At 74.1% G+C, this 12,699-nt stretch carries 12 protein-coding genes; 6 read left to right on the forward strand and 6 right to left on the reverse strand.

Going from position 1 to position 12,699, the window contains the following annotated elements; all coding sequences use genetic code 11:
* Window positions 1-38: 38 nt before the first annotated feature.
* From BX286_RS29760 to BX286_RS29775, 4 genes are read right to left on the reverse strand one after another with little or no spacing between them, the layout of a single operon-like run.
* Complete coding sequence (locus BX286_RS29760) at window positions 39-1,469, reverse strand: MmgE/PrpD family protein (RefSeq protein WP_121016827.1); 1,431 nt, start codon at window positions 1,467-1,469, stop codon at window positions 39-41.
* Window positions 1,466-2,335 (reverse strand): cyclase family protein, encoded by an 870-nt coding sequence (locus BX286_RS29765; RefSeq protein ID WP_079430594.1) that lies wholly within the window; start codon window positions 2,333-2,335, stop codon window positions 1,466-1,468. The genes BX286_RS29760 and BX286_RS29765 overlap by 4 nt, the downstream gene beginning before the upstream one ends.
* A gap of 56 nt (window positions 2,336-2,391) precedes the next feature.
* A complete protein-coding gene (locus BX286_RS29770; RefSeq protein ID WP_079430595.1) occupies window positions 2,392-3,255 on the reverse strand; it encodes a CoA ester lyase in 864 nt (287 codons plus the stop codon).
* Entirely contained in the window at window positions 3,252-4,487 is a 1,236-nt protein-coding gene (locus tag BX286_RS29775) for a CaiB/BaiF CoA-transferase family protein (RefSeq protein ID WP_121016829.1), read from the reverse strand. The genes BX286_RS29770 and BX286_RS29775 overlap by 4 nt, the downstream gene beginning before the upstream one ends.
* Before the next feature lie 213 nt (window positions 4,488-4,700).
* Between BX286_RS29775 and BX286_RS29780 the strand changes: the two genes are divergently transcribed.
* From BX286_RS29780 to ccrA, 4 genes are all read left to right on the forward strand, one after another.
* Entirely contained in the window at window positions 4,701-5,135 is a 435-nt protein-coding gene (locus BX286_RS29780) for a MarR family winged helix-turn-helix transcriptional regulator (RefSeq protein ID WP_079430597.1), read from the forward strand.
* 19 nt (window positions 5,136-5,154) lie between these two features.
* On the forward strand, window positions 5,155-6,570 hold the full coding sequence (locus BX286_RS29785) for an MFS transporter (RefSeq protein ID WP_222842061.1): 1,416 nt from the start codon (window positions 5,155-5,157) through the stop codon (window positions 6,568-6,570).
* Window positions 6,571-6,693: 123 nt separating this feature from the next.
* The gene (locus BX286_RS29790) at window positions 6,694-7,281 is read left to right on the forward strand and encodes a hydrolase (RefSeq protein WP_079430598.1); all 588 of its coding nucleotides are present in this window, start codon (window positions 6,694-6,696) and stop codon (window positions 7,279-7,281) included.
* Between the two features lie 101 nt (window positions 7,282-7,382).
* Complete coding sequence (gene ccrA, locus BX286_RS29795) at window positions 7,383-8,705, forward strand: crotonyl-CoA carboxylase/reductase (protein WP_079430599.1); 1,323 nt, start codon at window positions 7,383-7,385, stop codon at window positions 8,703-8,705.
* A gap of 20 nt (window positions 8,706-8,725) precedes the next feature.
* On the opposite strand, the gene BX286_RS29800 is transcribed toward ccrA, so the two are convergent.
* Window positions 8,726-9,538 (reverse strand): TetR/AcrR family transcriptional regulator, encoded by an 813-nt coding sequence (locus tag BX286_RS29800; protein ID WP_261993547.1) that lies wholly within the window; start codon window positions 9,536-9,538, stop codon window positions 8,726-8,728.
* 151 nt (window positions 9,539-9,689) lie between these two features.
* Between BX286_RS29800 and BX286_RS29805 the strand changes: the two genes are divergently transcribed.
* On the forward strand, window positions 9,690-10,886 hold the full coding sequence (locus tag BX286_RS29805; protein WP_121016832.1) for a CaiB/BaiF CoA-transferase family protein: 1,197 nt from the start codon (window positions 9,690-9,692) through the stop codon (window positions 10,884-10,886).
* Entirely contained in the window at window positions 10,886-11,746 is an 861-nt protein-coding gene (locus BX286_RS29810) for a CoA ester lyase (protein ID WP_100862477.1), read from the forward strand. Before BX286_RS29805 ends, BX286_RS29810 begins: the two co-directional genes overlap by 1 nt.
* Window positions 11,747-11,756: 10 nt before the next feature.
* Here the strand turns inward: BX286_RS29810 and BX286_RS29815 are convergent, their stop codons facing one another.
* Window positions 11,757-12,689, reverse strand: coding sequence for a GDSL-type esterase/lipase family protein (locus BX286_RS29815; protein WP_079430602.1), 933 nt, complete (start codon window positions 12,687-12,689; stop codon window positions 11,757-11,759).
* Between the last annotated feature and the right edge of the window lie 10 nt (window positions 12,690-12,699).

The following is a 12,699-nucleotide window of genomic DNA, read 5'->3' on the forward strand; positions in this document are numbered from 1 at the left end:
GTGGTGGCCGTGCGCCGGGCCGGGGCCGTGACGGCCGGTCAGGCGGCGGGCGAGGAGCACAGGGCGAGGAGGTCGGTGGCGTTGCCGCCCTCGGGCAGGGCGCGCACGGCCCGCAGTACGGCGTCGACGCGTGCGGGCGGGAGGGCGGTGCCGGCCGACAGCCGGAACTTGTGCTCCCGCTCTCCGGTGGTGAGCGGCACGTCCGGGCCGCCCTTGCTGGTGTCGACGCGGATCTCGTGCGTCCGGCCGTCCCGCGTGGTCACGCGCAGCACGGCCGGGAGCCGGGTGGGGAACAGCGGGTCGAGGCCGGGGTCGGGCACGCAGCGGATGAGGGCGGCGAGGGCGCGCCGGGCGGGGTCGTGGGCGGCGGCGTCGGTGAAGTCCTCGAACCAGACGCCGAGGCCTCCGCCGCCGAGGAGGGCGGTCGCCACGGTGAAGGGGCCGGAGAAGGCCGCCGCGTAGCCGGTGGCCGGGGCGGCCTTGGCGGTCGCGGGCTCGCCGATCGTGCGGTGCATGGCGGTGGGGACGCGCAGCTCGCCGTGGACGACGTCCTCGGCGCGCACTCCTTGGTCCCTCAGGCGCAGTGCGGCGTCGATACCGGGGTGCGTGAAGTGGTTGCACGGGTACGGCTTGACGATGATCTCGCTGGTCTCCCAGCGTTCCCCCAGGCCGTCGAGGACCGCCTCGGGACGGGCCCGGTCGCCGCACCAGGCCTGGAAGAACCCGAACCGCCCTTCCAGGACCGTGGGCGGCCCGGTGATGCCGGCCCGGGCCAGCTGGGCGGCCGCCACTCCGGCATGCGCCGCCCAGCCGCAGTGCATCCGCTTGACGGTGCCGCCGGTGCGGTTGGCCTCCAGCAGGCCGGCGCCGGTGCTCGCGGCGATCCCCAGGGCGGCGGCGATGGTGTCCTCGTCCGCACCGAGGAGCAGGGCGGCCGCGACGGCCGCGCCGAGGGTGCCGCAGATGGAGGTGGCGTGCTGGCCGCGTTCGAAGAACAGCGAGTTGCCGAGGTCCGGGTCGTAACCGGCGATGCCGAGCCGGATGCAGACCTCGGTCCCGACCGTGACGGCGTCGAGCAGCTGCGGCCCGCCGGCGCCGGTGGCCTCGGCGACGGCGAGGGCGGCCGGGATCACGGAGGCGCTGGGGTGCAGGACCGACAGCATGTGGGAGTCGTCGAAGTCCATGGCGTGCGCCAGGGTTCCGTTGACCAGGGCCGCCGCCGGCACGGCCAGCGCCTGGTGCGATCCGAGGACGTGCGCCGGGCCGGTACCGCCCCACTCGCGGGCGACGGCCAGTACGGCCCGGGGGGCGGGTTCGCCCTGGGCGAGGAGGCTGTTGCCCAGGCAGTCGAGGATCCGCTCGGCGGCCTCGGCGCGCAGCCGCCCGGGCAGGCCGCGGTCGCGGGCCTCGGCGGCGAAGGCGGCGAGGCGGTGGACGAGGGGGGCGGGGCCGGGCTGTGACCTCGTCATCGTGACTCCTGCGGGGCGGCCGTGGGGGCGGTGAGGACGGCGAGCGGCCGGACCGGGGACCCCGTGCCGCCGGTGATCTTCAGCGGGCTGAGGACGAACAGGAACTCGGCCGCTCCGGCGGCGGCCAGCGTCTCCAGGTTCATGTGCTCGATGAGGTGGACTCCCCGGTCCACGAGCAGCGTGCGGTGGACCGGGAGCACCGCGTGCCCCTGGCCCGCGGGGATCTGTTCGACGGCGGTGGTGTCGGCGCCGATGGCGCGCACGCCGCGGTCGGCGAGCCAGGCCGCGGCGGACTCGGTGAGGCCGGGTACGCCGGTCTCCCGGCCGATGTACGCCTCGGCGTCGCTCCACCGCCGCGCCCAGCCGGTGCGGACGAGGCACACGTCCTGCTCGGCGGGCAGGACGCCCGCGCGGGCGGCGGCGTGGGCCAGGTCGTCGGCGGTGATGCCGTAGCCGGCCGCGAGGATTTCCGTGCCGTGGGCGGCGGCGACGTCCAGGAGGACGCCGCGGCACACCATGGGCGGCACGGTGTCGATGCCGTGGACGGAGAAGCGTCCGCCCTGCTGGGCCGCGGCGGCGTCGTGGCCGCCGAAGAGCCGTCCGTGGTGGGAGGCGTGGGACAGCGCGTCGATGTGCGTGCCGACGTGCCCGCCGGTGACGATGAGCTCGTTGGCGGCCGAGCTCCCGTCCGGCCGCAGCCCGTCGCCGTGGCGGCGCAGCAGCGCCATGCGGAAGCCCGGGTGGTTGGGGGAGCACGGCATGCCGTTCTCCAGGGGCTGGGCGAGATCGTGGACGATCGTCCCGGCGGCGATGGCCGTCAGGAGGGGATCGGCGGCGGTGGCGGGGAGCGAGGGGGCGTCGGTCATGGGTTGCCTTTCACGGGCGGGCTGGGCCACGTCGCGGGAGGTGGGGAGCGCCGGGTTCACGAGGCGGGGGCGCCTGCCGAGATCGCGCCGGCCATCGTCAGGACGGCGCGGGCCTGCGCCACCAAGGGCGGCGCGACGGTGCGGCCGTCGTCGGTCACGAACACGGACGATCCCGAGTCCGGCCGGGAGGCGGCGGCCGCCAGCACGGCGCGGGCGTCGGCGACCTCCTCGGGGGAGGGGGTGAAGACCTCGTTGATGACCGGAAGCTGGCCGGGGTGGACGGCGAAACGTCCGAGGTAGCCCATGCCGCGGCCGTCCAGGCAGGAGCGGCGCAGCCCTTCCGGGTCGTCCAGCCGCGGGTAGACGCTCATGGCCGGGCTGACGAGCCCGGCGGCGCGGGAGACGAACACGCAGCGCACCCGGGCGGCGTCCATGGTGGGTCCGTCGAAGTCGGTGCGCAGGTCGGCGCGCAGGTCGTTCTCGCCGAGGCCGATGCGTTCCAGCCGGGGCGTGGCATGGGCGAGCTCGCCCAGGGCTTCGACGCCGCGTGCGGACTCGACGAGGATCTGCACGCCCGCGTCGCACCCGGCCTCCTCCAGCCACCGGGCGGCCTCGCGGATCTGCTGCGGGTGCTCGACCTTGGGCAGCCGGACGGCCGCGAGGCCGGGGCCGGCGACGGCCCGTACGTCGTCGCGGGCCAGGCCGCCGGCGACGGAGTTGACGCGTACGTACGTGGGCTTGGGCGGGGCGGCGGAAAGGATCTCGGCGGCGGCCCGGCGGGCGCTCTCCTTGCTGTCGGGCGGTACGGCGTCCTCCAGGTCGAGGACGACGGCGTCGGCCTCGCTCGCGTACGCCTTCTCCACCATGCGCCCCTTGTGGGCGGGAACGTAGAGGTAGCTGCGGTGCACGGTGGCGGTCATACGACCTTCCTTTCTGCGAGCGCGGTTAACTCCGCGTGCCCGATGCCGAGTTCGCCGAGGATCTCGGCGGTGTGCTCGCCCAGGCGCGGACCGGCCGAGCGCACGGACCCCGGCGTGTCCGAAAGCCTGAAGGCGGGGCCGGGCATGCGGATCGTGTCCAGTTCCGGGTCGGGCACGGAGATGACGGAGCCGCGTGCGGCGAGGTGCGGGTCCTGGAGGACGTCGGCGAAGTCGTAGACCGCGCCGATGGCGGCCTGGGCCTGCTCGAAGGCGTCCACGACCTCGTCGCGGGTGCGCTCGGCGATCCAGCCGCCGACGGCGGCGTCGAGTTCGCCGGCGTGCCGCGCGCGACCGGATCCGGTGCCGAACCAGGGTTCTTCGGCCAGTTCGGGGCGGCCGACCAGGCGGACCACGCGCTCGGCGATGGAGACGGTCGTGGCGGCGACGGCCACCCAGTGGCCGTCCTTGGTGCGGTAGACGTTGCGCGGGGCGTTGTTGGGGGAGCTGTTGCCCTGCCGGGTGGGCATGACGCCGGTCAGGTCGTAGGTGGCGAGGGGCCCCGCGAGGACGCCGAGCATCGACTCGACGATGGAGAGGTCGACGACCTGTCCGCGCCCGGTCAGCTCGCGGGCGCGCAGTGCGGTCAGCGCGGCGAAGGCCGCGGTGAGTCCGGCGACCGCGTCGGCGAGGGGGAAGGAGGGCAGGGTGGGCGGCCCGTCGGGGGTGCCGGTGAGGTGGGCGAGCCCGCTCATGGCCTCCCCGACCGTGCCGAAGCCCGGCCGGTGGGCGTAGGGGCCGTTCTGGCCGAACCCGGTCATGCGCAGGAGCACCAGGCGGGGGTTGTCCGCGCTGAGAGCGGCGTAGTCCAGGCCCCAGCGCTCCAGCGTGCCGGGGCGGAAGTTCTCCACGACGAGGTCGGCACCGGCCGCCAGGCGGCGGAAGATCCGCTGGCCCTCCTCGGTGTGCAGGTCGAGGGTGACGGAGCGTTTGTTGCGCGCCACGACCTTCCACCACACGGGCACGCCGTCGGCCTGTGCGCCGTAGCGGCGGGCCGGGTCGCCGTCGGGGTGCTCGACCTTGACGACGTCCGCGCCGTAGTCCCCGAGCAGGGTGGCGGCATAGGGGCCGGCGAAGAGGGTGGCGGTGTCGATGACCTTCAGGCCGGCGAGGGGGGGTGGGAAGGCGGAGGGCTCTGGGTGTTGATGGGGATCGGAGCCGGATCGGTTGATCATGCTCTCCAGACAACATGCTCAGTACAGCGAAGTAAATGCGAGCAGCGTCACACGGGGAGACTGTGTCCCTTTTTCGGCCACACTTTGCCTTTTCTTGTTAATTAATGGGGCGTTAGGCGGGGCGGAGGGGTCGGGAACGAGGTCGGAAATCCGGCGTTCTGACGGACCGGGTTGACGAAATGCCAAGCCATGCTTATAAGCTAGGCTTCGTTCGTGGATGACAATCAAGACACGATCGACCTGGCCCGGCAGACCCGCGACAGCGTGTCCGCGCTCAGCCGGCGGATGCGTCAGGAACGGCCCGCGCACGGCCTCGGGCTCACCAGCGCCTCGGTGCTGAGCAGGCTGGACCGCATCGGCGCGCTCAGCCCCAAAGAACTGGCCGCGCACGAGGGCGTCCAGCCGCAGTCGCTCACCCGCCAGCTCTCCGCCCTGGAGGAGCGAGGCCTGATCACCCGCCGGCCCCACGACCGTGACGGCCGCCAGGTCCTGATGGAGATCACCGAAGCGGGCCGCCATCTGGTGGAGGCCGACCGGCACTCGCGCGACGCATGGCTCGCGCAGGCCATCGGCACCCGCCTCACGCCGGTCGAGCGGGACCTCCTGCGCGCCGCGAACAAGCTGCTCGACCTGTTGTCCGAGACCTAGACATCCCCGAGGGGGAACCGTGGCATTACCCACCGCGCGGACCGCGAGAGAACCGGTTCCCCCCAAGCCCGCCCGCCTGCCGCTCGGCTTCCTCACCCCGATCGTCCTGGGCACCATGCTCAACGCCCTGAACTCCTCGATGCTCGCGGTGGCCCTGCTCTCCATCCAGAAGGCCTACGACGCCGGAGCCGCGGTCGTCTGGCTGGTCTCCGGCCTCTACCTGGCGACCGCGGTCGCCCAGCCCACGATGGGCCGCCTGGCCGACGCCTTCGGCCCCCGCCGGATCTTCGGCATCGGCCTGTTGCTCGTGCTGGGATCGGCCGCCGCGGCCCCCTTCGCCCCCACCCTCGGCTGGCTGATCGCCGCACGCGTGGTCCTGGGCATCGGAACCTCGGCCGCGTACCCGGCCGGCATGTCGATGATCCGCCTGCGGGCGGACTCCGGTCCGGCCGCGGCCGGCGCACCGGCCGGCGGCCTCGGCGCCATCTCCGCCGCCTCCCAGGCCGCCGTCGCCCTCGGCCCGCCGCTCGGCGGCGTGCTCGTCCAGCTCGTGGACTGGCGCGCCATCTTCTGGGTCAACGTCCCGATCGCCCTGGCCGCCATGGTCATGGCCCTGCTCTGGCTGCCCGCCGACGATCCGGCCCGGCGCGCCTCGGTCACCCTGCGCGAACTGGACCTGCCCGGCATGGCCCTGTTCACCGGCGAACTGTGCGGCCTGATGCTCTTCCTGCTCTCGCTGCCCGACCACCCGCGGTGGTGGGCCCTGGCCGTGTTCGTCGTCCTGACCGCCGTCCTGATCTGGCGTGAACTGCGCGCCCACCGGCCCTTCGTGGACCTGCGCATGATCGCCCGCAACCGACCGCTCGCCGCGACCTATGTACGCTGTATGGCGACGTACGTGGTCTTCTACTCCATCACCTACGCCCTGCCCCAGTGGCTCCAGCAGGGACGCGGCCTGTCCGAGTCGGAGTCGGGCCTGGTCATGCTCCCCGTCGCCATCCTCGGCATCGTCACCACCATGTGGGCCACCCGGCTCGTCGGCCGAGGCCTGCGCACCGTCCTGATCACCGGCTCCGGCGCCCTGTGCCTGGGCAGCGCCGCACTGGCGCTGTTCGGATCGAGCGTGCCGATCTGGCAGATCCTCGTCATCGCCGCGGTGCTGGGCCTGCCCAACGGGTTCAACAGCCTGGGCAACCAGACGCTGATGTACCGCACCGCGCCGGCCGAGCAGATCGGCACCGCCTCCGGGCTCCTGCGCACCTCCCAGTACATCGGGGCCAACCTCGCCTCGGCCCTGGTCGGCATCGCGCTCGGCCGGCAGGCCGGCGACTCCGGACTCCACCTGCTGGCCGCCGTGATCACCGGCATCAGCCTCGTACTCCTCCTCAACGCCGCCACCACGCGCCACCTGCGCGGTGCGGCAGCCCGCGGCTGAACCGCTTCCCCGGCCCAGCCGCACTCCACGCGCACGCACTCCGTGCTGCTCGTCGCCCCCGTGGCACCCCTCCCACACCTCCCACGCCTCACACGCCTCACACGCCTCCGAAAGGAACCACCCATGCCCGTCGTGGAACTCAGCCCCAAGGCCGCCCTCGTCGTGCTCGACCTGCAACAGGGCATCCTCGGGCTCCCGCTGCAGCCCCACCCGGCCGCCCAGGTCGTCGGCAACAGCGCCCGCCTGGCCCACGCCTTCCGCAAGGCCGGCCTTCCCGTCGTCCTGGTCAACGTGGCCCACGGGCCCGACGGCGGCGCCGCCCTCCAGCCCCGCGCCGACGTGCCGCACAACCCCCCCGCCCTGCAGCCCGAGTTCTCCCGGCTCTCCCCGGAGCTCGAGGCGCAGCCCGGCGACCTGCTCATCACCAAGCGGCAGTGGGGCGCCTTCACCGGCACCGAACTGGACCTCCAGATGCGCCGTCGCGGCGTCGAAGAGCTCGTCCTCACCGGCGTCGCCACCAACCTGGCCGTGGAGTCGACCGCCCGCTTCGCCTACGAGCACGGCTACCACGTGATCGTCGCGGAGGACGCGACCAGCACGTTCTCCGCCGAACACCAGGAGTTCGCGACCACGCGGATCCTCCCCATGATCGCCCGCGTCGACTCGACCGACGCCGTACTCGCGGCGCTCGGGGCAGCGCAGCAGCGCTGAGCCGCCGCTGCGGCGCGCCCGCACCCCGGACGCGCGCCCCGACGCGCATCCCGGCCCGCACCCCGGCCCTTTCGAACCGTACGACATCCGATGGAGATCCCATGAGTACGCCCCTCGCAGACGCCGTGATCGAAGGCCGCAGCGGCGAAGAGCTGCTGAGCCTGCCCCTGCCCGGCCACATGAAGGCCGTGACGATCCACAAGGACCAGACCGGGATGTTCGACGGCGTCGCGGACAAGGACGTCCGCAAGTCGATGCACGTCGAGGAAGTCCCCATGCCCGAACTCGCCCCCGACGAGGTGCTGGTCGCGGTCATGGCCGGCGCCATCAACTTCAACACCGTGTGGTCGGCCACCTTCGAGCCGGTCCCCACCTTCCGGTTCCTGGAGCAGATGGGCCGGCGCGGGGGCTGGGACGCACGGCACGACCTGCCCTACCACATCCTCGGATCCGATGCCTCCGGCGTCGTGGTGCGCACCGGTTCGGCCGTGCGCCGCTGGAACGCGGGTGACCACGTCGTCATCGGCACGGCCTACGTCGACGAGCAGGACCCGGCCACCCACCGCGACGGCATGCTCGGCGAGGACCAGCGCGCCTGGGGCTTCGAGACCAACTTCGGAGGCCTGGCGGAGTACACCGTCGTACGGGCCAGTCAGCTGCTCCCCAAGCCCGCGCTGCTCACCTGGGAGGAGGCCGCGTCCAACCCGCTGTGCGCGGGCACCGCGTACCGGATGCTCGTCAGCGACCGCGGCGCCCGCATGAAGCAGGGAGACGTCGTCCTGATCTGGGGCGCGACCGGCGGACTGGGCGCGTACGCCGTGCAGTTGGTGCGCAACGGCGGCGGCATCCCCGTCGGTGTCGTCAGCTCCGCGGAGAAGGCGGAGGTGCTGCGCAAGCTCGGCTGCGAGGCGGTCATCGACCGCTCCGCGATCGAACAGGGCGACCGCACCATGCTCCAGCGGCCCGAGGGGTGGAAGAAGCTGGGCAAGGCGATCCGCGACGCGGTCGGCGAGGACCCGCACATCGTCTTCGAGCACGTCGGCAAGGCGACCTTCGCCGCCTCGGTCTTCCTGGCGCGCCGCGGCGGCACCGTCGTCACCTGCGGGTCCAGCACCGGCTACGACCACCAGTACGACAACCGCTACCTGTGGATGAAGCTGAAGAACATCATCGGCAGCCACGGCGCCAACCTGGACGAGCAGTGGGAGACCAACCGGCTCATCGGGATGGGCAAGGTCCTTCCGGCCCTGTCCGCCACCTACGCGCTGGACGACGCCGGCGAGGCGGCGCGCAGCGTGCAGGTGAACGAGCACCTCGGCAAGGTCGGTGTGCTCGGCCTCGCCCCCAGGGCCGGCCTCGGCGTGACCGACGCGCAGGCGCGCGCCCGCGTGGGCGAGGAGCGGTTCCGGCTCTTCCAGAGCTGACCCCGCGACCCCGTACGGGGCTACGGCGGCGGACCCGGGCTGATCGCCCCGGTCCGCCGCCGTTGCGCGTCCCCGCCCGCACCGCCCGCACGGCCCGCACGGCCCGCACCGGCCGTACCCCCGGCCACATCGCCGGTGCGGTCGCCGCCGTGCGCGAGCTCCGCCGCCAGACCGTCCAGCAGCCGCTCCAGACCCCAGGTGAACTGCTCGTCCTGCGCCCCCTCCGGCGCGTACCCGGCGGCGGCGTGCAGCCGGGGGAACGACGCCGGCGGCAGGTCCGCGAGGGTGTGCCGCCACCAGGCCCGGTGGTCCTCCTGGCCCTCCGGCGTGGTCCGGCCGATCTCGTACAGCACGAAGCCGAGGGTGTAGGTCTGTACCGAGTGGTACGCCCGGACGCCGTCGCGCAGCGGCCAGCCGCCCTCCGTCATCCTCCCCAGCAGCCACTCGAAGACCTCCGCCAGGCCCGCGCTCCACATCCGACGGGTGATCAGGAGCTCGGCCAGGGCCCGGTGTTCGAGCATCCTGCGGCGCAGGGACGCGGCGAAGTCCGCCAGCGCCGGCCGCCAAGGCGCGTCGTCCCCGCGCTCCAGGGGGAAGTCCTCCAGCACGGCCCCGGCGAGCAGTTCGAGCAGGTGCTCCTTGCTGTCCACGTGGCCGTAGAGCGACATCGCCCCGCACCCCAGCTCCTGGGCGAGCCGCGGCATGCTGACCGCCGCCAGGCCCTCGGTGCGGGCCACGTCCAGCGCCGCGGCGACGATCTGCGGCCGGGACAGGGAGCCCCGCGGCCGTCTTCCGGCCCCGCCGGGCACCGCCCGCTCCGAAGGCTTCGCCATGGTGCTCCCTCCGCCGTCATCCCTGTCCGGCCGTGGCCGGGCGCGCCCTTGCGGGCCGTCCCGCACCATTCTACGGTGAGCATTACCGTAAGCCTTACGGTAATGGTTCGGGCAGGCCAGGCGTGCCCGTGGGAAGCGACGGTGATGTGCAGTGGACCCGACGACACGACTCCCCTTAGCCGGCGTACGGGTGCTCGACGCCGCCACCCTGTTCGCGGGGCCCGGTGCGGCGACGCTCCTCGGGGACTTCGGGGCGGACGTCATCAAGATCGAACACCCGGCCGGCGACCCCGCCCGCCGCCACGGCGCGCAGGTCCACGGTGAGAGCCTGTGGTGGAAGCTGGTCGGCCGCAACAAGCGCACGGTCACGCTCGACCTGAGCCGCAGCGAGGGCCAGGAGATCTGCCGGGAGCTGGTGCGCGACGCGGACGTGCTCGTGGAGAACTTCCGGCCGGGCACCTTCGAACGGTGGGGCCTGGGATACCGGCGGCTCAGCGAGCTCAACCCCGGCCTGGTGATGCTCCGCGTCAGCGGCTTCGGGCGGGTCGGCCCCATGAGGAACCGCGCGGGCTTCGGCACGCTCGCCGAGGCGATGAGCGGCTTCGCCCACTGCACGGGCGCACCGGACGGGCCCCCGACGCTGCCCCCCTTCGGCCTCGCCGACGGCGCGGCCGCGGTCATGTCGGCCTACGCCACGATGGTCGCCCTGCACGCGCGCGGCAGCACCGGCCGCGGCCAGGTCGTGGACACGGCCCTCATCGAACCGATCCTGCACCTGCTCGGCCCGCAGATCTCCGCCTACCAGCAACTCGGCACGGTCCAGGAGCGCTCGGGCAACCGCTCTCCCCACAACGCCCCGCGCAACATCTACCGGTGCCGCGACGGACGCTGGCTCGCCGTCTCCACCAGCGCCCAGTCCATCGCCGAGCGCGTGATGAGGCTGGTGGGCAGCCCCCACCTGATCGAGGAGCCCTGGTTCGCCACCGGGTCGGGGCGCGCCGAGCACGTGGAGGAACTGGACGCCGTCGTCGGCGACTGGATCGCGGCGCGCGACGCGGACGAGGTCATCGCGGCCTTCGAGGAGGCCCGGGCGGCGGTCGCACCCGTCTACACCGCCGCCGACATCGTCGCCGACCCGCAGTTCGCCGCCCTCGGCACGGTCGTCCACGTCGACGACGCCGCACTCGGCCCCCTGGCCATGCAGGGCGTGCCCGCCCGCCTGTCCGACACCCCGGGACGGGTCCGCTGGGCGGGCAGGCCGCTGGGCGCGGACAACGACGAGGTCTTCGCAGGGCTGGGCATCGACGCCCGGCGCCGCGCGCAGCTGCGCCGGGAAGGGGTCATCTGATGCCGCCGTCCTCCGCCGGCACCCGCCCGAGCCCGGTGGTCCGCACCTGGCTCTACGTGCCCGGCGACCGCCCCGAGCGTTTCGGCAAGGCCGTCGCCTCCGGAGCCGATGCCGTGGTCATCGACCTGGAGGACGCGGTGGCCCCCGCCCGCAAGGCGGCCGCCCGCGGGGCCGCCGTCGGCTTCCTGGGCTCCGGCCACGGCCGGGCGGTCTTCGTGCGCGTCAACGCCCTGGGCGACGGCGGCGAGGAGGACCTGGCCGCCCTGCGCGGCACCCGGGTCTCGGGGGTGCGCATCCCCAAGTGCGAGCACCCCGCCCAGCTCGCCGAGGCCGCCCGGCTCCTGCCGGGCGTGCGGCTCGTACCGCTCCTGGAGACGGCGCTGGGCATCGAGCACGCGTACGCGCTGGCCACCGGCCACGCCCAGGTGTCCGGCCTCGCCTTCGGCGAAGCCGACCTCGCGGCCGAGCTGGGCACCGGCCACCGCGACGTCCTCGACGCGGCCGCCCACCGTGTCCTGCTCGCCGCCGCCGCGGCCGGGCTGCCCCGGCCGCCCCTGAGCGTCTTCCCCGCCGTACGGGACCTCGACGGCCTCGCGGCGGACTGCGCGCGCGGCCGGGAACGCGGCTTCTTCGGCCGCTCGGTGGTCCACCCCGCCCAGGTCCCCGTCGTCAACGCCGCGTTTACCGCTCCGGCCCGGGAACTGGAGGCCGCGCGCCGCCTGGTGGAGAGGGTGGAGCGGGCTGAGGCGAACGGCTCGGGCGCGTGGCTGGACGAGGCCGGCAACCTCATCGACGCGGCGGCCCTGCGCCAGGCCCGCGCGGCCCTGGGCGCCGCCCGCCACCCGGGTCCGACGGCCTGACGGGACGAACCTAGGCCGTGAGGTGGCGGTAGAGGGTTTCGTGGCCCTCGGGGCCGGGGTGGATCCCGTCCGTGAGGAGATCCGCGCGGTGCTGGAGCGGGGTCCACAGGTCGACGTGGTCGACGTGGTGCTCCGCGCACCAGGTGCGCAGGGCCTCGCGCACGACCAGTGCGCGGGATTCGGTGAAGCGCAGGCCCTCGTAGTCGGCCGTGCGGGACTCGTCCAGCCACAGGGGGCCGAGGACGGCCAGGCGGGCGTTGTGGTCCCGGGCCGTGGCCGCCAGGGAGGCGAGACTGTCCGCGAGGCGGGCCGCCAGGCCGTCGGAGCCCTCGTGCGGGGCCGACGCCGGGACGGCCGAGTCGTTGATGCCGGCGGCGATCAGCAGGGTGTCCGGGCGGCGCGCGGCGAGGAGGGCCGGGGTCTGCTCGGCGACCTCGGCCAGGGTGCTGCCCGGGACGGCCAGGTTGAAGACCCGGTGGTCCCGCTCGTTCGCCGCGATGTGGCGGGCCGCGAGCCGGCCCGCCCAGCCGCCCCGCGGATCGCAGCGCCCGTACGCGATGCTGTCGCCCGCGATCACGATCCGGGCCGCCGAGCGCAGCGGGTCCGCGTCCAGATAGGCCCAGGCGCTCTCCCCGGAGGAGAGCAGCACCCGCCGGCGGACGTAGTCGTCCACCTCGTAGGCGTCGGCCGCGGCCAGCTCCTCGTCGGTCAGGCGCAGGACGACGCCGTCGACCGCGGAGCCCAGCCGGCACTCCAGGGTCAGGTGGACGTCGAGGCCGCTGGCGGCGATCACGTCCGGGTCGGCGATCTTCAGGGGCCGGGTGGCGTAGCCGACCAGCGAGGCCGGCGAGCTGGGCACGGTCCGGCCGAAGAGGGCGGTCTGGACGTGCGCCTCCTTCAGCGTGCCGAAGGAGAACAGGGCGTGCGGGCGCGACTCGGTCACGGTGGGGGCC

Source organism: Streptomyces sp. 3211.6 (assembly GCF_003634815.1).
Taxonomy (GTDB): domain Bacteria; phylum Actinomycetota; class Actinomycetes; order Streptomycetales; family Streptomycetaceae; genus Streptomyces; species Streptomyces katrae_A.

Coding starts and splice junctions, on each gene's coding strand:
- BX286_RS29760 (WP_121016827.1), bottom strand. CDS start 1,469: ATGACGAGGTCACAGCCCGGCCCCGCCCCCCTCGTCCACCGCCTCGCC.
- BX286_RS29765 (WP_079430594.1), bottom strand. CDS start 2,335: ATGACCGACGCCCCCTCGCTCCCCGCCACCGCCGCCGATCCCCTCCTG.
- BX286_RS29770 (WP_079430595.1), bottom strand. CDS start 3,255: ATGACCGCCACCGTGCACCGCAGCTACCTCTACGTTCCCGCCCACAAG.
- BX286_RS29775 (WP_121016829.1), bottom strand. CDS start 4,487: ATGATCAACCGATCCGGCTCCGATCCCCATCAACACCCAGAGCCCTCC.
- BX286_RS29790 (WP_079430598.1), top strand. CDS start 6,694: ATGCCCGTCGTGGAACTCAGCCCCAAGGCCGCCCTCGTCGTGCTCGAC.
- ccrA (WP_079430599.1), top strand. CDS start 7,383: ATGAGTACGCCCCTCGCAGACGCCGTGATCGAAGGCCGCAGCGGCGAA.
- BX286_RS29800 (WP_261993547.1), bottom strand. CDS start 9,538: ATGGCGAAGCCTTCGGAGCGGGCGGTGCCCGGCGGGGCCGGAAGACGG.
- BX286_RS29810 (WP_100862477.1), top strand. CDS start 10,886: ATGCCGCCGTCCTCCGCCGGCACCCGCCCGAGCCCGGTGGTCCGCACC.